The sequence below is a fragment of the Pandoraea anhela genome (assembly GCF_902459655.1).
Lineage (GTDB): Bacteria > Pseudomonadota > Gammaproteobacteria > Burkholderiales > Burkholderiaceae > Pandoraea > Pandoraea anhela.
Genome location: NZ_CABPSB010000010.1, coordinates 123,012 through 143,346 on the forward strand (window position 1 = coordinate 123,012; position 20,335 = coordinate 143,346).

General features: G+C 64.1%; 9 protein-coding genes and 1 riboswitch. Of the genes, 4 read left to right on the plus strand and 5 right to left on the minus strand.

What is annotated here, in order from left to right:
- Positions 1-54: 54 nt before the first annotated feature.
- Entirely contained in the window at positions 55-906 is an 852-nt protein-coding gene (gene blaOXA, locus PAN31108_RS15180) for an OXA-62 family carbapenem-hydrolyzing class D beta-lactamase (RefSeq protein ID WP_150669648.1), read from the minus strand.
- Positions 907-1,124: 218 nt separating this feature from the next.
- On the opposite strand from blaOXA, the gene PAN31108_RS15185 reads away from it, so the two are divergent.
- A complete protein-coding gene (locus tag PAN31108_RS15185) occupies positions 1,125-2,819 on the plus strand; it encodes a hypothetical protein (RefSeq protein WP_150669649.1) in 1,695 nt (564 codons plus the stop codon).
- Between the two features lie 193 nt (positions 2,820-3,012).
- Positions 3,013-3,111, plus strand: a riboswitch (TPP riboswitch).
- A gap of 73 nt (positions 3,112-3,184) precedes the next feature.
- Positions 3,185-5,101, plus strand: a complete 1,917-nt coding sequence (thiC, locus tag PAN31108_RS15190; protein WP_150669650.1) for a phosphomethylpyrimidine synthase ThiC — start codon at positions 3,185-3,187, stop codon at positions 5,099-5,101.
- 193 nt (positions 5,102-5,294) lie between these two features.
- On the opposite strand, the gene PAN31108_RS15195 is transcribed toward thiC, so the two are convergent.
- Complete coding sequence (locus PAN31108_RS15195; protein ID WP_150669651.1) at positions 5,295-6,470, minus strand: hypothetical protein; 1,176 nt, start codon at positions 6,468-6,470, stop codon at positions 5,295-5,297.
- A gap of 454 nt (positions 6,471-6,924) precedes the next feature.
- Between PAN31108_RS15195 and paeA the strand changes: the two genes are divergently transcribed.
- Positions 6,925-8,313 carry a polyamine export protein PaeA gene (gene paeA / locus PAN31108_RS15200; protein WP_246183974.1) on the plus strand — a complete coding sequence of 463 codons (1,389 nt, stop codon included), beginning with the start codon at positions 6,925-6,927 and terminating at the stop codon, positions 8,311-8,313.
- Here paeA and PAN31108_RS15205 read toward each other — a convergent pair.
- From PAN31108_RS15205 to recC, 3 genes are read right to left on the minus strand one after another with little or no spacing between them, the layout of a single operon-like run.
- A complete protein-coding gene (locus PAN31108_RS15205) occupies positions 8,234-10,492 on the minus strand; it encodes an AAA family ATPase (protein ID WP_150669652.1) in 2,259 nt (752 codons plus the stop codon). The genes paeA and PAN31108_RS15205 overlap by 80 nt on opposite strands.
- Positions 10,489-14,406, minus strand: coding sequence for an exodeoxyribonuclease V subunit beta (recB, locus tag PAN31108_RS15210; RefSeq protein WP_150669653.1), 3,918 nt, complete (start codon positions 14,404-14,406; stop codon positions 10,489-10,491). The genes PAN31108_RS15205 and recB overlap by 4 nt, the downstream gene beginning before the upstream one ends.
- On the minus strand, positions 14,403-17,843 hold the full coding sequence (recC, locus tag PAN31108_RS15215; protein ID WP_150669654.1) for an exodeoxyribonuclease V subunit gamma: 3,441 nt from the start codon (positions 17,841-17,843) through the stop codon (positions 14,403-14,405). The genes recB and recC overlap by 4 nt, the downstream gene beginning before the upstream one ends.
- A 252-nt stretch (positions 17,844-18,095) precedes the next feature.
- Here recC and PAN31108_RS15220 point away from each other — a divergent pair, with 252 nt between their 5' ends.
- Positions 18,096-20,318: an FUSC family protein gene (locus tag PAN31108_RS15220; protein WP_150669655.1), complete on the plus strand. Its 2,223-nt coding sequence runs from the start codon at positions 18,096-18,098 to the stop codon at positions 20,316-20,318.
- Positions 20,319-20,335: the final 17 nt, after the last annotated feature.

Genomic DNA, 20,335 nt, shown 5'->3' on the forward strand with positions numbered 1-20,335 from the left:
CGCGCACGCGCCACGGCATACCCGGCGCGAGGCGCGACGTTTCGGGCGATGCGCTCAGATCAGTTTCATCTCCTTGAGCACGTTGCGCACGATGCGGGCACGCTTGGGCGCATCGGCGTCACTGCTCATGTCGATGTTCAGCGCGATCATCGTGAGATTGCCGTCACGTTCGAGCCAGCCGACCCACCAGCCGATATCCGGCTTCTTGTCCACGAACCAACCAGTCTTGCCGTGCAGCACGTAGTCGGCATTGGCTTCGACGATCGATATCTGACGCACGATATCCTGCGTGCGTGCCGAGAAGGGCAGCGTGCCGCGTGCAAGACGTTGCAGGAAGTCGACTTGTTCGCGCGCGGAGATCTGCAAGCTGTCGTCGATCCAGTACGCGTCCGCAGCGCGCCCGATCAGGTGGTTGCCATAACCCACGGCGTCGAGTTTGGCCTGTGCATACTCGCGCGGGATCTTGTGCGACACCCCCTGATAGCACGGCAGGCACGACACGCGAAACGCCGTGCGCAAGTCCATCGCGGCATTCCAGGCCTTGACGCGACGGGGCTTGCCGTCCCACGGAATCGTCTCGCGCTCGTTGTCCAGCGCCCCCGACTCGAGCGCCAGCAGGCTATTGAAAATCTTGTACGTCGACGCCGGCGAGACGCGACGCTCGGCCCGCATCGCGTCGAATGCCTGATAGCGCTGTGTCTTGCCGTCGAGCACGACGATCGTGCCTTTGACGTCTTCTGCCACAAAGAACTTGCCCCAATCGGCACGCTCGGTCATGTGTACGGGCGCCGCACCGACGCCCTCCGCCGCGTACACCGGCGCAACCAGCATCGTGGGGCAGGCGAGCGCCGAGGCGAGCCGTAGTACGAATGCGACACGCCGCCAGCGAGAAAGTATATTTTTCATTTCGTTGTCCTGATGGGATGAATGACACACGTTGATGACACACGTTATCGGTGGCACTGGCCAGGCACCGCTTTTCGAAAGCGTTTGCAGCTTAGTGCGCGTTTCGCCAGATGCAAAGCACAGCTACCGTAACCGACGTAACCGCCGTATCATCGGCACGCCCCCTCAGCGTGTTTCCGAGGAACCTGCGGATGCTGTCCGCTGCCCGGAGCGATTCGATGTCTCTCGACGCCATGTCCGACAAGCCAACGCCGCCGCGCGCCCCCGACACCGCTTCCGGCGCCCCTTCGCACGCCCGACTCGTCGTGCGGCTCGACACCCCGCAAAAAATTGACGGTCGGCCGGTACGCTATCAAAGCCTCTGGCTGCTGATGCGCGTGTACTACGCGGCGCATTACGAGACGTCACCGGTCTCCCTCGCCTCGCTGAAGATCCGCTTCGGTCAGGCGGCCATCGCGGGCGATCTGCGCATGCTCATCAGCCGGGCGTTTTCCGACTTTGCGCGATGGGGCGTGGCCGTGGGCTGGGGCGACGACCCTCACATGGACGTGCGGCTTCTGCCCACACGCGGACGCGGCAAAGGTCCCTTCTGGCTCGCGCCTCACGAGATGTCGCGCTTTGTCGTCACCATCGGCGACGCCATGCCCGACGACCCGCGTCGCGCCATCGCCACCTTTCTCGGGTTGCCGCAGGATGCCGCCCCCGACACGCAATCGCCCGCGCTCGATTACGTCATGCAGGACATTGCGTTCTGGCATCACCTCACGCTCGGCAAGCGCGACATGCAGGACGGCGTGTTCTTCGCGTCGCCGCCAACATCCTCCCCGGCCGACGCCAGACGGCAACGCACGGGAGCGATTCCGTCGTTCCATGCGGCTCAGGTGTGCGCGGTGGACGACGTGCAACGCGGCATCGCCTTGCTCGCGGAGACGATCGTGTGGCGCCGCATGGGAGACGCCGCCCGCACGAAACAGACGCTCGCCACGCTCGCCACGACCTTCGGTGCGCACCGGTCGGGCTCGCCCACGTTACGCGCCATGCACTGGATCGTGCAGGCATGGCAAGCCTACGCATTGCGCGACGAAGCCGGTGCGTTCGCCCACTTGCAACGCATCAGCGACGACGCGTCGCTCGCCCCCTGCCTCGTCTACAACCCGCGCATCCGCTTCGAGAGCCGAAATTTGCAGGCGCTGCTGTACAAATCACACGCGGCGCGTAACGGCCCGATGCCGGCACGGGCGCAATCGGCCGCCGACGCACTCGCGGCCTTCTCCGACGCCCTGCAAGCCGCCTTCGAAGCCGACTCCATCGAACTGGCGCAACACGTCGCGGCGAACATCGGCCTGTCGCTCTGGCTGTTCTGGCAAGGCGCGCTCATCGATCCCGGCCGGCGGCTGGCCGCAGCCGAAGTACAGCGTCAGGCCTTACGCTGGATCGGACTGTCCGAATGGATTTGCGACCGTTTCGGTGTGGGCGGAAATTCCGTGTGGAATACGGTTTTCCTGTTGCGGATCGCACGCGGCGCCGTACCGGTACGACGCGATCCCGATCTGGAGACGCTGCGGGCGAGCACGCCGCTCGCGGTCGACGCGTTCCTCGACGCCGTGCAGCCCTTCGGTGCGCCCTTCTCGCGGGCGAAAGGCTTTTTGCGCTGGACCGACGTGGTGATGACGACACTGGCCGACCACGAAGAGGGGCGCGTTCGCTTTGAGCCGCTTCAACTCGCGAATCTGTGGTTCGAGATGCTTTGGTTTGCACTGCACCAGGACGGCGACTCGCCCCAGGCGTTGCATGCGGCCCACTCGCTCGGACGCGTTCTCCCGATGCTCCCGCCGCCCGACCGGCGCTTCTTTCGCGACGCGTTGCGTTTGATGCCGCGCGAGTTTCAGAGAGAAGTCCGGCAGGCCGAATGACGGAACATCCCGGCACGATCGACGCTTTTGGCGAGGATTGCCTCAACTTCTCGTATGGCTTCCGCACTCGCCGCGCACACCGGCGGACTGCTCCACCGCCTGCGCATGCGGCATTGCAGCAACCCGCCGTTCACGTTTTTCGGGACACATCGCGCTTGTGTTTGCCGGGGGTGTCGGTGTATCGTTGCCGCAAAGCTAAGCGCAGGGGTCCTGCAACGTGAGTTGTGGGTGAGAAATACCCTTAGAACCTGATCTGGATAATGCCAGCGCAGGGAGCGTAGAAATACCTCGCCCCCGTTCATGCCCCTGAGCCGCTTTGCGCCGAATTTGTCGGCGTCAACACGTGCCCCGCCAGGAGACATTGCATGAACGCCAATCCGAAGTTCCTCTCAGCCAACGCGCGCGTGGACGAAGCCGCGATCGCTCCGCTGCCCAATTCCCGCAAGATCTACGTAGAGGGCTCGCGCCCGGACATTCAGGTCCCGATGCGCGAAATCACGCAATCGGACACGCCGACGAGCTTCGGCGGCGAGAAGAACCCGCCGATCTACGTCTACGACACCTCGGGTCCGTACACCGATCCGAACGCTCGCATCGACATCCGCTCCGGTCTGCCCGCGCTGCGCGCGAAGTGGATCGAAGAGCGCGGTGACACCGAATCGCTGCCGGGCCTGTCCTCGGCCTACGGGCGTGAGCGCGCCGACGACAGCGCGACAGCCGATCTGCGCTTCCCGGGCCTGCACCGCACGCCGCGCCGCGCCAAGGCCGGCAAGAACGTCACGCAGATGCACTACGCACGCCAGGGCATCATCACGCCCGAGATGGAGTACATCGCGATTCGCGAAAACCTGCGCCGTCAGGAATATATCGAAAGCGTGCGCGCCGCTGGCCCGCAGGGCGAGCGTCTGGCCAAGCTGCTCTCGCGCCAGCATCCGGGTCAGCATTTCGGCGCGAACATTCCTGCGGAAATCACGCCGGAATTCGTGCGCGAAGAGATCGCTCGCGGTCGCGCCATCATCCCGAACAACATCAACCACCCGGAATCGGAGCCGATGATCATCGGCCGCAACTTCCTCGTGAAGATCAACGCGAACATCGGCAATTCCGCCGTGACGTCTTCGATCGGCGAAGAAGTGGACAAGATGACGTGGGCGATCCGCTGGGGCGGCGACACCGTGATGGATCTGTCGACAGGCAAGCACATCCACGAAACGCGCGAGTGGATTCTGCGTAACAGCCCGGTGCCCATCGGCACGGTGCCGATCTATCAGGCGCTGGAAAAGGTGAACGGCAAGGCCGAAGACCTGACGTGGGAAATGTTCCGTGACACGCTCATCGAGCAGGCCGAGCAAGGCGTCGACTATTTCACGATCCACGCCGGCGTGCGCCTGGCCTATGTGCCGATGACGGCCAATCGCATGACGGGTATTGTCAGCCGCGGCGGTTCGATCATGGCCAAGTGGTGTCTCGCCCATCACAAGGAAAGCTTCCTGTACACGCATTTCGAAGAGATCTGCGAAATCATGAAGGCGTACGACGTCGCGTTCTCGCTGGGCGACGGTCTGCGTCCGGGCTCGATCTACGACGCCAACGACGAAGCGCAACTGTCCGAACTCAAGACGCTCGGCGAACTCACGCAAATCGCGTGGAAGCACGACGTCCAGGTGATGATCGAAGGCCCGGGCCACGTGCCGATGCAGCTCATCAAGGAGAACATGGATCTCCAGCTCGAGTACTGCGACGAAGCCCCGTTCTATACGCTCGGACCGCTGACCACGGATATTGCGCCAGGTTACGACCACATCACGTCGGGTATCGGCGCCGCCACCATCGGCTGGTACGGCACGGCCATGCTGTGCTACGTCACGCCGAAGGAGCATCTGGGCCTGCCGAACAAGGACGACGTGAAGGAAGGCATCATCACGTACAAGCTGGCTGCACACGCCGCCGACCTCGCCAAGGGGCATCCGGGCTCGCAGATCCGCGACAACGCCTTGTCGAAGGCTCGCTTCGAATTCCGTTGGGAAGACCAGTTCAACCTCGGTCTCGACCCGGACAAGGCGCGCGAATTCCACGACGAAACGCTGCCGAAGGACTCTGCCAAGGTGGCGCACTTCTGTTCCATGTGCGGGCCGCACTTCTGCTCGATGAAGATCACGCAGGACGTACGCGACTACGCAGCCAAGCAGGGCATCACCGACGAAGCCGCCCTCAAGCAGGGCATGGAAGTGAAGGCCGTCGAGTTCGTGAAGAGCGGCGCGGAGATCTATCGCCGCACCTGATGCCTCACCTGATGGCAGTATTGGCCGTCTGTTGAACGTAAAACGCGCCCGGGAAATCCCGGGCGCGTTTTGACTTGTGCGGCAGAGCGCAACGAGCGCGCCCCCTGCCGCACCGAACGGTTCCGATCGACCGTCTCGCGATGTTGTTGGGCCCTATTCAGCGGGATCGGCCGTGATTGACCGTGATTGAACTTTACGCTGCACTGTCGGGCGCGGCGCTGGTCGCCTCGGCCGGCGCCGTCGGCACGCCACGCATCGTCAACTGATTACGCAGGCGCTGTGTAGCGATATGCGGCGCCGTTGACGACAGCGACGTGGCCAATGCCGTGAACGCCTTCGTGTTCGTGGCCGGTAGCGCCGCAGCGCCGACGACCTCGACGTGACGCATGTCCCAGTGACGCGCCCCCAGTTGCTCGATGCCGAGCGCGAGCTTGACCCATTCGTCCGTGCCGAGGCCGACGGTGTCGGGCAGATCGCCGCGAACGAATGCCTGATGCATCGGCAACCCATCGGAGAAGCCCACGCGCAGCATCCATTCGGTACTCTCACGTAGCGGCAGCAGACGTGTGCCTGCATGCAGACGATCGTTCAGACTCGCGATGAACTTCTCCGGTGGGGTGTTCATCAGGCAAGCCGTCGACCATTCCTTCTTGCCGGCCAGTGATGGTTTTCCCGTCCAGCGCCGCGCGGTATCGGCGACGGTCTTCGTGATCGCTTCACGGCTCGGATCGAAGGGCGTGGTCCCGTTTCGGCCATCCGTGCCAAGCAACGAGCCGCTGACGATATCCCGGCATATCTGAGCGCGCTCGCTGCGCCCGTCCGGCATGACGACCGGGTGATTCCGACCTTCGAGCGAAGCGCCTCGCGTGTTCAAGTTCTGCGAACTGGCGCAGACATGCAGCGTGGCCAGCGATGCGGCGCACAGGACGGGCTGCGCGACGCGCGGCGCATCGAACAGGGTTCTGGCGAGCGACACGTCGTCGACATCGATGCTGTCGACGTCGACAGGCGACGGCAGGAAGGCGCCGAACATCGCCTCGTCCGACGCCTCGCTTTCCGAGGACGCCGACGAAGCCGAGGCGAACGCCGTCTGGAAATCGAGCCGGGGCGCAGTGCCGAGCGTGTTGTCCCGTCCGGTCGTCTCGACACCCGCTGAAGGCCGAAGCACGCGCCACGGGTGCACCGGCATCTGAGCACGGTGATCGGCCGTGTTCGCTTCCTTGCCGACATTCGTCACGTGCGCGATCTCGATCAGCGGCATGCCGCCGGCATCGACCATGCCGGCATCGGGGTTGAGTGCGACGGGGGCGAGAAATGCGAGGCCGCCAATACCGGGCGGTTGATTCAATGGCTGCATACCGAAGGTCATCGGGACGTCCTTTGAAAGAAGAAGGGAAAAGGAGAAAAGCACACGTCGAAGCGTGCCGCTGCGGCTTCGATGCCGTCTCAACATGGCGTCAAAGCGGCGTCCACGATGCCCGAACGATCGTTTGGGAATTGTCGGTTCTGCACGTCGGCTCTCGCAGCTCGTGCACGCGACCGTCCGGGAGTAGACAGCCGTTGCAGCCTGTGCGCGACCGGCACGCCGGGCACGCGCTGTCGGAGTGCCCCGAAGTTATGGCATGCTATTGGACAGCGGTACAGCCGTCGCGGCTGACGCGGCCCGTAAAAATGCGGCGTCTCCAGCCCGAAGGCATCTCAAAATGATGGCCGGCAGGCCTTGTTTTGAAATGTCTCCCTGCTCTCCGGACCCACTCCCGTGCGAACCGGTCCGGCTTGCGTCGCGGCTAGGTATCCGCACTCGCACTTACAGGGATAACAACATGAGTGGTTACGGATTTCTTTTCAGTATTCTCTTGCTGGTGCTGGCAAGCGCCTTCTTTTCCGCCTCCGAAATCTCACTGACCGCCGCCAAGCGCACCAAACTTCAGGTGCTCATGGAAAAGGGCGACGAGCAGGCCGTCAAGGTGCTGGCGCTCAAGGAGCAACCGGGCAACTTCTTCACCGTCGTGCAAATCGGTGTGAACGCCGTCGCCGTGCTCGGCGGCGTGCTTGGTGAGAGCTTCCTCACGGGGTATCTGTTCGAATGGCTCAGTCCCTTTGCCGATCAGGCGCTGGCGCTAAGGCTGGCAGGCATTGGCTCGTTCCTGTTCATCACGATCGCCTTTATCCAGTTCGCCGATCTGATTCCGAAGCGTCTCGCCATGGTGAACCCGGAGCGGGTGGCAATGGCCATTATCGATCCGATGCTGCTCTGCCTGAAGATCCTGCGCCCGCTCGTCTACCTCTTCAATGGCGTAGCGAACCTGTTTCTGCGCATGTTCAAGCTGCCCACACACGCCATCGACAACATCACCTCCGAGGACATTGCCGCGATGGTCGGCGCCGGCGCTCAGGCCGGGGTGTTACGCAAGCAGGAACTGCATCTGATCGAGAACGTGTTCGAACTCGAATCGCGCACTGTCGGCTCCGTGATGACATTCCGCGACGACGTGGTCTACTTCACGATCTCCGAGGACGAGCGCAGCATTCGTCAGAAAATCACGGAAAGTCCGCATTCGAAGTACCTCGTATGCCGTGACGAAATCGATAACGTGCTGGGCTACGTCGACTCGAAGGATTTGCTCCAGCGTATTGCCAGCGAAGACCTGTCGAGCGTGATCCGCAATCTGGATCGCCTCTACGCGAAGAAACTGCTGGTGATCCCCGACACGCTCAACCTCTCCGAGGCCCTTGCACGCTTCAAGGAAACCCGGGAAGGTTTCGCCGTCATCATCAACGAATACGGCCTGGTCGTCGGCGTGGTCACGCTCAACGACATCGTGGGCGCGCTCATGGGCGACGTCGTCCACCCTGCCGACGAGGACCAGATCGTCCAGCGCGACGAGCACTCATGGCTCGTCGACGGCGTGACGTCGGTCGAGGACGTGAAGAAGGCCCTCGATATCGACGAGCTTCCCGGCGAAGGCGAGTTCGAGACCATCGCCGGGTTCATGATCTACCAGCTCAAACGCATTCCGAAGAAGTCGGAGGCCACCGAGGCTGCCGGTTACAAGTTCGAAGTGGTCGACATCGACAATTACAAGATCGACCAATTGCTCGTGACCCGCATCGGCGCGGTGGCGGAAGCGGCTATGGCTGCGGCGAAGCTGGCGGCAACCCCCGGGAGTCCTGCGCATCCCGAGCACTCGTCGACGGATCGGGCATCGTAGCCAGCACCTCGGTCAAACGCTCTGTCAGGCCCCCATCGCGCTGCGTCGGCCGCGCGATGGCCGACGCGATCACCGGCCACGGCGCGTACAGCCACGCTTCGCGACGAGCACGCGTCACGCCGGTATAGACCAGTTCCCGCGACAACACCCGGCTCGCCTGCTCAGGCAGCACGATCGCAACGCGATCGAACTCCGACCCTTGCGACTTGTGGATGGTCATGGCGAACGCGGTTTCGTGTGCCGGAAGACTCGCGGGCGAATACAGCCGGTAGCCGCCGTCCGGTGTGGCAAACGCAACGCGCAACGTGCCGGACGGGCCAAGCGGCAGGGCGATGCCGATGTCGCCGTTAAAGAGGTTGAGGGCATACTCGTTTTGCGTGACCAGTACCGGACGCCCGGCAAACCACGCCCCACCGCCGGCCCCGAGGGCAACGCCGGCGCGGCGCGCCAGCAGCGCGGTCAGCTGCGCGCCAAGGAATTCGACACCCCTGCGTCCGCCTCGCGTCGCGCACAGCACGCGGAACCGTCCAAATGCCGCAAAGACCGGTTGCGCCACCATCGCAATATCTGCCGATGTCGCCGCCGCCGGGTCTCCCAACTGTTCGATCGTCCTGACAACATCGGCGAGCGCTTCGAGGTATTCGCCATAGCCGTCGGCCAGCGCATTCAGATGGGCAGGCGACAACTGGATGCCGCCGTCCTCGCTGAGCAGCACGCGGTCGACGGCCGCCGCCTCGGAAGACACATCGCTCGCCATGCCCCCGCGCTCGCTGTCGACGACGCAGAGCTCCTTACGGGCGTCGATGACCTTGCCCGTCTTGATGGCGGTGGCCAGACGGCCGATGGCCGAGTGCGTGCCAAAGCGATAAGTGCGCTCCAGCCACACCACGGTGTCTTCGAGTCCACGGGCGGCGCGCGCCGCTCCCGTCGCGGTGGCGGCGGTTGCGGCGGTTGCGGCGGTTGCGGCGGTTGCGGCGGTTGCGGCGGTTGCGGCGGTTGCAGTATTCGCCGCCCCGCCGATACCGATACCGATATCGGGTGCGAGAGGCCCCGAACGCGGTGGATCGTCCGTCGGCCATTCGAGCGCCGAGAGCAGATGCGCCCGCATTGCCGGCGAAAACGCCCGCCGGGCACTCAACTCGCCGAACACCGCGCCCGCCTCGACGGCCGCCAGCTGGTCCTTGTCTCCCAGCAAAATCAGGCGTGCTCCGTCCGGCACCGCTTCGAGCAACGCGGTCGCCATCGACAGATCGATCATCGACGCCTCGTCCACCACGATCAGATCGTAGGGCAGCGGATTCCCCGCGTGATGACGGAAGCGCCGCCCGACCTGTTCGGCGGACTCGGGAAGCACGCCAAGTAACCGGTGCAACGTCAGCGCGGCCTCGGGTAACGCAAGACGCACCGTATCCGGCAAGTCCTGACGCGCCGTCAGCGCTTCCTGCATCCGCTGCGCCGCCTTGCCCGTGGGGGCCGCGAGTGCGACGCGCAAGTTGGCGTCGCGCTCAAGCAGGCAGGCAAGCAGGCCCACGACCGTCGTCGTCTTACCTGTTCCCGGACCGCCGCTGAGGACCACCAGCGAGCGTTGCAAGGCCAGTGCCGCCGCCGCCATCTGCCAGTTCGGTTCACGCTGGCCCTCGGGCGAGAGGAGAACGCCATCGCGAAAATAACGTTGCAGCCGCTTGCGATCCTCTGCGGTAGTCCCGGTTTTCGGCAATTCCTCGGTCAGCGACAACTTGCGCCCGAGCGCCGCCGCGAGACGCGCTTCATAACCGTAGTAGCGCGCCAGATACAGGCGATCCTGATCGTCGAGCAACAGCGGAAAGGCATCGTCCTGCGCGTCGGCCGCCAGCGCACGCGCAAGGCTGGCCGGGGCGCACAGGCCGCTTGCGAAGAGCGCGTCGCGCCAAACCGACAGCGCAGGCGCATCACCGGGGAAGAGCTCGCCGCTCGCTTGAGCGTCGAGCAAGTTATCGAGCGGTACGCAAACATGGCCTTCCGACGTGGCGAGACTGACTTCAAGCGCCGCGCGTCGGACATAGCGACATGTCACCTCGTCGGCCCCCTTGCCTCGTGCGAGCCATCCCATGCGACGCGCGAAACCCTGCGCGAGCCGTACGATGCCACTGTCGATCAACGGCGCGCCGGAGGCGTCGCCCGTATGACGTCTGTCAGTCATGCGTCCTCCCCTTCGGCGGCGTTGGCGGCATTGGTGTCGTGGCTAGGGAAGATATTTCCGCCACGTTCGCCAGTGGCCCCATCGCGGGGCGTGCTGAGCGAGAGGGCTTGCGCGAGTGCCGAATTTTCCCCAGCCGCGAAGAGTCCGTCGAGGGCATCGACCATATCTCGAGACGGCTTATCGAAGAACACGCCCGGGACCTCGTCACCCGCCAGATGAGCGCTGGCCCAGTCGGGACGCACACCCCGCACGAAGAGGTAGAGACTGCCGCCCATGTCGCGCTCGTAGTCGTAATCCGGCAAACGCCGCCGCAAGAAGCGATGCAGCGCCAGCGTGTAGAGCAAATACTGCAGGTGATAGCCGTGCTCGGCCATCGCCTCGCGCAATCCGTCCGCCCCATAGTTTTCGGGCGCTGTGCCGAGATAATTCGACTTCCAGTCGAGAATCCACCACTGGCCGCCGTGGCGGAACACCAGATCGATGAAGCCTTTGAGATAGCCCCGCAGCACCGTCGCGTCAAGCGGCAGATCGGGATAACCGAACTGACGCAACAGACCACGCAATGCATCGAGCGACACCGCATCTGCCGGGTACGTGAACTCCATCTCCGTCAGTCGCTCCGTCAGGGCGACATCCGCCAGTTGCATGCCGGGACGTAACGGCGTCGCCAGCGTGTCGGACAGCATGTTCATCATCATGGCGCGCCATGCGTCGTTCTGCTCGGCCCCGCGCCCCGGCGGGCGCTCACGCAGGGCACGCGAGACGGCATGCGGCCATTGCGTGCGCGACTGGAAATCGGCCAGTTCGAAAACGCGGTGCAGGCTCTCCCCTGCCGCCGGGCCGCGAGGGAATCGCAGAATATCGTCTGCAGGCGGCCACGCGTCGTCGCCTTCGGGCGGCAACGCGAAACTCGGGCCGGCATTGGCTTGCGCGTCGTAATCGGGACGCGTACGCTCCGGCGCGCTCAGTTGTCCTCCGCCCAACTGTGGGCCGATGTGCATCCCGGCAAGCAGGCCGGAGAAGCTGCCGATACGCCAGACTTCACGCAACGCACGCGTGCTGGTTCGCACCGTCAGTTCAGGCGAGGCGTCGTGCACCACGCGCGTATCGCTCTCGAGCGCGTCCCCGACGGGCAGCGGCACGACCTCCACGGGGCCGCCGACGAGTGCCTGCCAGGCGCGTCGAATCGTTCCGACGCGCTCGTCGGTATCGAGCGTCGACGAGATCCACGCATCGAACTCGATCCCTTGCCCGGCCGCAAGCCAGTTGAGCATGCCGCCGCACGCTTCTTTCACGCTGCGTCGAGACGAATAGAGACCGGCCGCGAGATAGCAGCGATACACCGCACGTGTGAGCGCCACATATAGCAGTCGGGCCTGCTCGGCCGACTGCTCCCGACGCAGCGCTGCCGTCGCCGCAGACCCTTTCTCGGCAGCATCGGTGAAGTCGATGACGGCGGTCGCGCCGTCGTGATACTCGAGACCCTCGAGACTGCCGCCATCGCGCACGGCGCCATCCCAGAGGAACGGGCAGAACACAATGCCGTACTCCAGCCCCTTCGACTTGTGAACGGTCACGATCTGAACCAGATTCTGGTCAGACTCCAGACGCAACTGCGCTTCCTCGCCTGCGCTGGCGCTGCGCTGCGACGCCAGCCAGCGCAACAACGCCGGCATGCCCGGTTGCTCGGCCCAGCGTGCCTGCGCCAGTTCGGCCAGATGCATGAAGTTTGTGAGGCGGCGTTCGCCCCCTGATTGCGCCACAAGCCGCGCCGCCAGTCCCAATTCGCGCATGAGCGTGCGCCACATTGCCGAAAAACCGCGGTCGATCCATAGCTGGCGATAGCGTTGCAGGCGCTCGATCCAGGCAATCGCCTCCGCATCGGACGCATCGCTCGTCTGCATACGATAAAGCGCCGTGGCATCCAGGCCGAAGAGTTCCGTTGCCAGCGCAGCGCGCAGCGCCCGCACATCTCCCGGGGCTTCCACCGCCCGCAGCACTCGAAGTAACGTTTCCGCTTCTTCGCTCGCGAACACCGAGTCCTGCGTCAGTTCCACGCTTCCCACGGCATGCTCGGCGAGCATCGCTTTCATCAGTGCGCCCTGCCGGTGTGTCTGGACGATCACCGCAATATCGCCCGGCGCAAGCGGCCGATCGCCGACCAGTACCTCACCGCGCGACGCCCCCGCCAGCAGGCGAGCGACTTCGGCGGCCGTAGCCCGGGCACAGGCCTGCTGGGCTTCGTCCTTCGACAGGGGGGCCTCCTCGTCCGGCAGCCACCAGACGGTGAAGTCGGCCACCTCGCGCACATCCGACAACGGCGCACGCCGACGCGTCCCCGGCCGGACTGGCGGATACGCCAGTCCATCGAGCACGAACGCGCGGTCGTTAGCCCCGAAAAGACGGTTGCCCGCGTCGATAATGGCCGGCGTCGAACGTTGATTGACGGCAAGCGTGTACGCCGCGTCCGCGTTCTCTCGTGCGGCCAGATAAGTGTGCAGGTCCGCTGCGCGGAAACTGTAGATCGCCTGCTTCGGATCGCCGACCATGAACATCGGGCCACGACGTGCATCTCCGGACACCGCAGCGAGCGCCGACGGCTGGCCGTACACCGCGCTGAAGATTGCGAATTGCAGCGGGTCGGTATCCTGAAATTCGTCGATCAGCGCGCAGGGGTAGCGCTCGCGCAGTGCTTGTGCGAGATCCGGATGCTGATGCAAGGCGCGCGCGATATTGCCCAGCAGATCGTCGAAAGACACGACGCGCAGTTCGCGCTTGCGCAACGCCAGTTGCTCGGGTGCTTCGGCCAACCAGTCGCGCAGGATCCGCAACCATTGCATCGCGTAACGTTCGTCGGCGTCCGCCCGTGCCCGTACGAGCACGTCCGCCATCTCGAAGAAACGATGATCGGGCGGCGTCTCCCCTTTCTTGATGTCTTTCGTCAACCGCGTCGTGGTCAGCAGTTCCGCCTTGGCGCCCAGCAACGCTCCCGCGTCGCGTGCGCCGAGATAGCGTTGCCATGCCGACATGGCCTGCGGCAGCGATGTCTCGTTGTAGATATTTTTCTTGTAAGACGGCAAGGCGCGCTGCATGAGGTCGGCGATCACCGATGCCTCCGCTTCCCAGCAGTCACAAGCCGCCGAATAGGTTGCGAGCCACCCTGCATCGGGCGACGTCTGCGCGTCGCCAGCCCCGCGCTCTACCGCTTCAGGCCAACGCAACTCCGACATCGGCTTTTTCAAACGACGAGCCAACTGGTCCGTGAGCGTACCGGGCGAGCGCTTCCGGTCAACGAGCCACGCCGCGAAGCTATCGTCCTGTGCGGCCATCGGTTCGACGATCCGACGCCAGAACTCCACCGCCAGATCGTGACGCACGCCGTTATCGTCGGGCACCAGTTCGTAAGCAAACGGCAGCCCCGCGGCGAACGGCACTTCTGCCAGCGCCCGCTGGCAAAACCCGTGAATCGTGTGAATCGACGCCTGATCGAAACCTCGCAAGGCCCTTTGCAGACACTCGCGAATCGCTTTCGCCGACATGTCGCCGCGTTCGATCAGACCGGCGATCATGACGCTGAACAGCGGATCGTCGCTCGCATCCGGGTCGAAGTCGGGGACGCCATTCCCTCCATCGCCGCCATCGCTGTCACTCACGTCGTCCTCGTCACCGAAGACAGGCGCCATCGCCGCGACCAGCCCTGCCAGACGCCCACGAATCCGCTCTCGCAACTCTGCCGTCGCAGCATTCGTGAAAGTCACCACGAGAATCTGCTCGACACTCAGCTGTTTTTCCAACAACAGACGCACGTACAACGCACAGATATTCCACGTCTTGCCGGTGCCTGCCGACGCTTCGATCAGGCAAACACCGTCGAGGTCGCAACCGAAAACGTCGAGGTCGATGAGCTGCGTCATACGCCCTCCACGAGCTCAAGGTGCTGCACCAGCGGGCCGAGCAACGTATTCGCAAGCAAGTCGAACGGCGAGGCAAGCGGATCCTCGACGCCGCGCCAGATCAGCTTGGTATAAGGATCGTCCGCATCGCCCCGGGCAAATGCGGAGCCCTGCCATGCGCTCTGGGCATCCGCCGACTTCCCCGTGCTCGCGAGCTTCCAGGCGCTACGCATGAAGAACGGCAACGGGCGGGTCTGTCCGAGGCGGTACAACGCCACCCACTGCGCGAGCCATGCCGCTGCGCCTTCCACCGGTCGGAGTGCAAAGGTTTCGTTCTCGCCGTACCAAAGTGTTCTCGCCGCAATATCCATGCCGGCGTGGTCCGGTTGCTGAAGATACGCACACAATGCGAGGTGCGCGAGCCACGCGGCCAGCAAATCGCTCGGGCGCAGACTGCCGTAGCGATACATCACCAACCCATGACGCGACACAGGCGCGAGACGGCCTTGTAGCAAGCACTCGGCCGACAACGTCACATCGCCATGCCAGACGATGTCAGTCGAGTCGATCCACGACGGCGGCAGCGCTGGCGTCAAGGGCAGCGTCACGAGCAGCTCCTGCGTGCCCTCGGCCTGCGCCTCCCTCACCTGCGTTGCCAACGCACGTAAACCGCCCAACTCTCGACGACGCCACACCGCCCCCGTCGCGCCGCCCGGCAGTTCGTGGCTCACGCTGGCGATCCGCTCGACCGCCTCCGCGCGAGTCCGCGCACCCCGCCCGCCATCCTGTCCGCCATCACGCCCATGATCACGCAGCAACCGGGGCAACAATCGTGCGGCGAGCGCGTCGCGTCCCGCCCAATCGAGCACGAACGGCTCGTCGTCTTCAACCTCCGTGAGCATCTCGTTGAGTGAGAGCCCCAGGCGATCGCGTGCCCAGGCACGCCCCGGATGACGCCAGAAGCGCAGCAGGTCGTCCAGGGTCAGATGCGTCTGCGCGACGGCCGGCAATGGCTCACGCACGAACGGCGCGACAGGGGCGTCCGGCATCGCAGACGCCAGTTGATCGGCCAGTTGCTGTGCCGCTTCGCCATTAGACACGTCGTAGCTGTATAGCGCTGGTGCACGTCCATCGAAATAGGCGGGCGAGAAGGGTTGCAATGGATGCAGCACGACAAGGCGCTCCCGAGCTTCACGTTGCTCATCGAGACTGAAGCCTTGCGACACCGGCGCCAGCAATTGACCGGTGAAGTCGAGCAACTCGTCCACGGCGGTCGACGGCGGCAGCGGTGCGTTATCGCGCACGCTTCGCCCCGTATAGGTGATCAGGAACCGGTCCTGAGCACTCAGCATGAGGTCGAGGAACAAGTTTCGTTCGTCGTCGCGTCGCTGGCGATCGCCGCGCTGCGGCAATGCGCGCATCAGATCGAACTCGTCGGCACGCACGCGCCCGGGCAAAACACCGTCGTCCATACCGATCATGCAGACCACGCGATACGGCAGCAGGCGCAGGCTTGGAATCGCAGCGAACGTCACGCGGCCGGACGGCACGCCGCCACGGGTCGGATCGTCGAGCGCATCGGCAAGCACGCGCGCCACGACTTCCACCGGCACACGCACTTCGGGTGCGCCATCCGCAATGGCCGAGCCGATCTGCTCGATGGCCATGCGTACTTCCGCGACATCGTCGGCAAATCGGGGTTCATCGGAGAAGAACTGCTCGAGCATCCCCAACAACTGATCGCGCCATGCCAGCCCGGTACGTTCGGTTTGGAGCGCTACCGCGGTCATGTCGAGATCATCGATCAACCGCGCCAACTGCCCCAGCAATTCGGCCCGGCCACCTTCGATGCCGCCGACAGGCAGCCAGTCGTCGACCGGCATCGCGTCATCAGGCAGTGCGTAGCCGAGGAACAAGCGCATCATGGCATCGCCCAGGGTATGGCGCTCCAGGGCCGGCGCTGCCCCGGTTCCCGACGCAAGTGCCGCACCGGCGCCGTCCAGACGGAGCAACGCATCGCCTCGCCACCCCCGGCGCGCCCCTGCGGCATGCAGCCAATTCTGGATCGCGTCGAGAACATTGCCGCCAAGGTGGTACCGCTGCGCCACCGCCTCGGTCCGTGCGAGTTCCACGAGCCCCGATGCGGCAACGCGTTGCTGCGGCAACGCCAGAATCGACGCGAAGGCGCGGGCGACGGGGTTGGTTCGCGTGGGCGGCAGGCCGGTCACAAGATACGGAATGCGGGGCGTGGCCGTACCGAACACGGCATCGATGATCGGCGCGGCGCGTCCGAGATCCGGCACGGTAATCAGCACATCGTCCGGACGCAGGTCGGGAATGTCATCGAAGCAGGCCAGCAAACGATCGTGGAGGACTTCGATCTGGCGCGCCAGACTATGGCAGACATGCACCTGCACCGACCCGTCGGCGTCGACACCCTCCGGTGCGCCATGACGGCCATCGTCCAGCGTGAGCATGCCGTTTTGCAACGCCGCCAGGAGCGTCGGCGTGGGATTCGGCTGAAACAACGCGCGATCCTCCACCGCCTGAGGCGCGAGGTCGGCATACAACGCGTCGATGTGCGACTGCGTTTGGCGCCCCCATTCGGCCAACAGCGGATGGCCCACTTCCCGGTGGGCTGCGCCGTCACGTCGGGTGAGATACGAAAGCCGCGATGGCGGCACGATATCGAACCAGTAGCTCTCGCAGGGATTCAGCACGTAGAGATGAACGTCGATCAGGCGGGACATCGCCTTGAGCAGCGCCATCGATAGCGGCGGCATCGACGACAGGGCGAACACCGAGACGCGTGAAGGCCACCCGACAGGAATCGTCTCCTGCGTCAATTGCTCGATCCGATCGATGGCACGCAGCGTAGGATGGCGCTCGCGGATATCGAGGTGCGCCAGCACCTGACGCCACAAGGCGCTCTGCCAAACCTCGTCGGCCCGTTGCACGTCGCCCCAGGTCGTTGCCGCGCCCGGCGAGATCGCGTCGCCCGATTGCCACCGCTCCAGCCAGTTCGGCCGGTACGTCAGATATTGATCGTAGATGTGCGCCAGCCGGTCCGCCAGTTCGAACCGCATGACGTCGTCAGCGCCCGCCAGATAACCGGCCAGCCGTGGCGACGCCTGCACCCAAGGCTGCGCCAGACACTGGTACAGGGGCCAGACCAGCCGGTCCGGTGCAAATGGCGAACTCTCCGGCACGGCGACCAGTTTGCCCGCCATGTCCCATAACCACTGCGCGAGATACGTCAGACGGACATTCGCACACACGCCGAAGACATCCGCATAGTCCAGTTCGAGCCGGCGGCGCACCGCCACGCTTGGCACGACGATGGTTTCCGTCTCGAAAGGATTGACCGGCCCAGCCGACGCACCGGGTGCCTGCGCGAGATCGCGCAGCAGGGCGGCTTCGAGCGTGGTGAACCGGTTGGAAAAGAATAGATGGAGCATGCGGTTTGGGCGGCTTAGCGAGTCTGTTCGCAAGCATAGCAAATGCCTCACGGCAAAGCCCATCGGACGGATCCGAAAGCTTGGCCCGTCATCGGTGACACTTGCGCCCTTTGCGCGAATGACGCCGTCCGGCCCGTGCGCCACCGGCAGTATCCCCACTTCGCGGCACGCGGGGCTTCGGCTAGACTCTGTGTGCGCCGCGCCCTACCCGTCGCGCGGCAGGCTTTGCTGCGGAACCCTCGCACCCGACGCATGGACTATCAAACCGATATCAAGAAGTTTCTATATAGCCATTACTTTTTCGGCGGCACCCGGCAGGCGGTCGGCGTTATCCTGCCTGCGCTCGTCCTCTTTTGGGGGATGGAAGAGCATGTGCTCGGCATCGAAGTCGCCTCGGGCGCACTCTGCGCGAGCGTGGTCGACATCAACGGCCCGCTGCGTCACAAGCACACCGAACTGCTCAGTTGTACGCTGCTCGGCGCACTCACCGTGCTCATCACGGGCATCGCGACGGCCGCCCACCCGTGGCAACTGTGGTTCACGTCGCTGATCCTGACCTTCGGGCTGTCGATGCTCGTGGTCTACGGCTTTCGCGCCTCGCTGGTGAGCTTCGCCTGCCTGATGATGATGGTACTCAACGTCGAGGCCGACCTGACGCGTCGGCAGGCTGTGCTCGATGCCGGCGCCGTACTCGCCGGCGGGCTTTGGTACACCTATTTCAGTCTGTTCGTCTGCCGGATCTGGTGGTTTCGCATTGAGCAGCAGACGCTGGCCGAGTGTTTCTTCGTCACGTCGGAATATCTGGAAGCCAAGGCGGCCTTTTACGATACGTCGACCGACATCGACGACTGCTACCGGCGTCTGATCGCCGCCCAGGTCAATGTCGTGGAAAAGCAGCAAGCCGCGCGCGAAATCATTCTGCGCAATCTGCCACGGCTACGCATCGGCGCGTTGGAGCCACGCCGCACCATGCTGTTCAACCTGTTCATCAACATCGTCGATCTGCATGAAACCGTGGTGTCGGTGCATACCGACTACCCGATGTTGCGCCGGGAGTTCGCCAACAACGACGTGCTTCTGTTCTTTCGCGACATGATTCGCAAGATCGCCATCGAGGTGGATGCCATCGGCTACGCCATCGCTACCAACGAACCCTCGCGGGCGCAACGCAGCTGGCGCGCGGAGTTTCGGGCCATCGAGTACGAGATCGAGTTGATGCGCAAGCAGTCGCTTCAACAACGATCGCCCGAAGCGTATCAGGCGCTCACCAGTACGTTCCGCCGCGTGTGGAGCACCACGCGTATCGTGGAGCGCATGCATCGCAATACGAACGTGAGAACCGCAGGGACCGCCACCGAGATGCAAATCGATCAGGCACTGGTGCGCTTCACGTCGCGACAGAGCTTTTCTCCGAAACTGCTCTGGAAAAATCTGACTTTTTCCTCACCGAGCTTTCGCCATGCGTTACGCGTGACCATCGCCATCTCGGCCGGGCTGCTGATCTGCGAGAACTGGACGCTGCTCGCCGGGCAAGACCACAGCTACTGGGTACTACTCACGATCATCGTGATTCTGAAACCCGGCTTCAGTCTGACCAAACAGAAAAACGCACAGCGTCTGACCGGCACGCTCATCGGCTGCGTGAGCGTACTGCTCATTCTGTCGTTTGTGCACAAAGCATGGATTCTGCTGGCGCTCATGTTCTTCTGCATGGTGATGGGTAACAGCCTGTCGCTGTTCAACTACGGCTTGTCGGTCGTCTTCATGTCGTCCTACGTGCTGCTCCTGTTCCACTTTCTGTTGCCCGGGTCGCTGTCGGTGATCGGTGAGCGCGCGATCGATACGTTGATCGGCTCGGCAATCGCACTGGTGTGTTCCTACCTGTTCCCATACTGGGAATATCGGTTGATGGGGCCGCTGATCCGCAACGCCGTGCAATCGACGCGCACGTATCTGGAAGCCAGCGCCGGTCTCGAAGGCAAGCGCGATGCATTGGCCTATCGCCTGGCGCGCAAGGACATGCACATCGCGTTCGGAAACTTCGGCGCCGCCTTCAAGCGGATGATGCTCGAACCGAAGTCCAAGCAAGTCTGCGTGCCGGAACTCAATGATCTGCTGGTGCAGAACCACGTGATGGCGTCTTACATCACGGGCATGTCGGACGTGCTGCCGCGCCAGATTGCGGCAGACAAGAGCGGAGCGTTGGGACAGGTGGTCGCCGCGATCAGCGACCTGCTCTCGCAAGCAGTCGCGGCCCCCGCGGCGTCCGTGCCGACGGACACGCAGGCGGCGACCGAGGCGATGCGCGACTACACGCGACGTCTCGATGCGCTCGTTGTCGCGCAGGAGCAGCAACCCGACGCCGCGGACGCTCAGGTGCAGGAGATCAAGCAAGTGGTCCACCAACTCAAGCAGATGCTGCGCGCCGGCGAGTTGATCCTGCGCGACATGCGGGCCATTCGACTGCCCGCCTGATCCCGACATGGCCACAT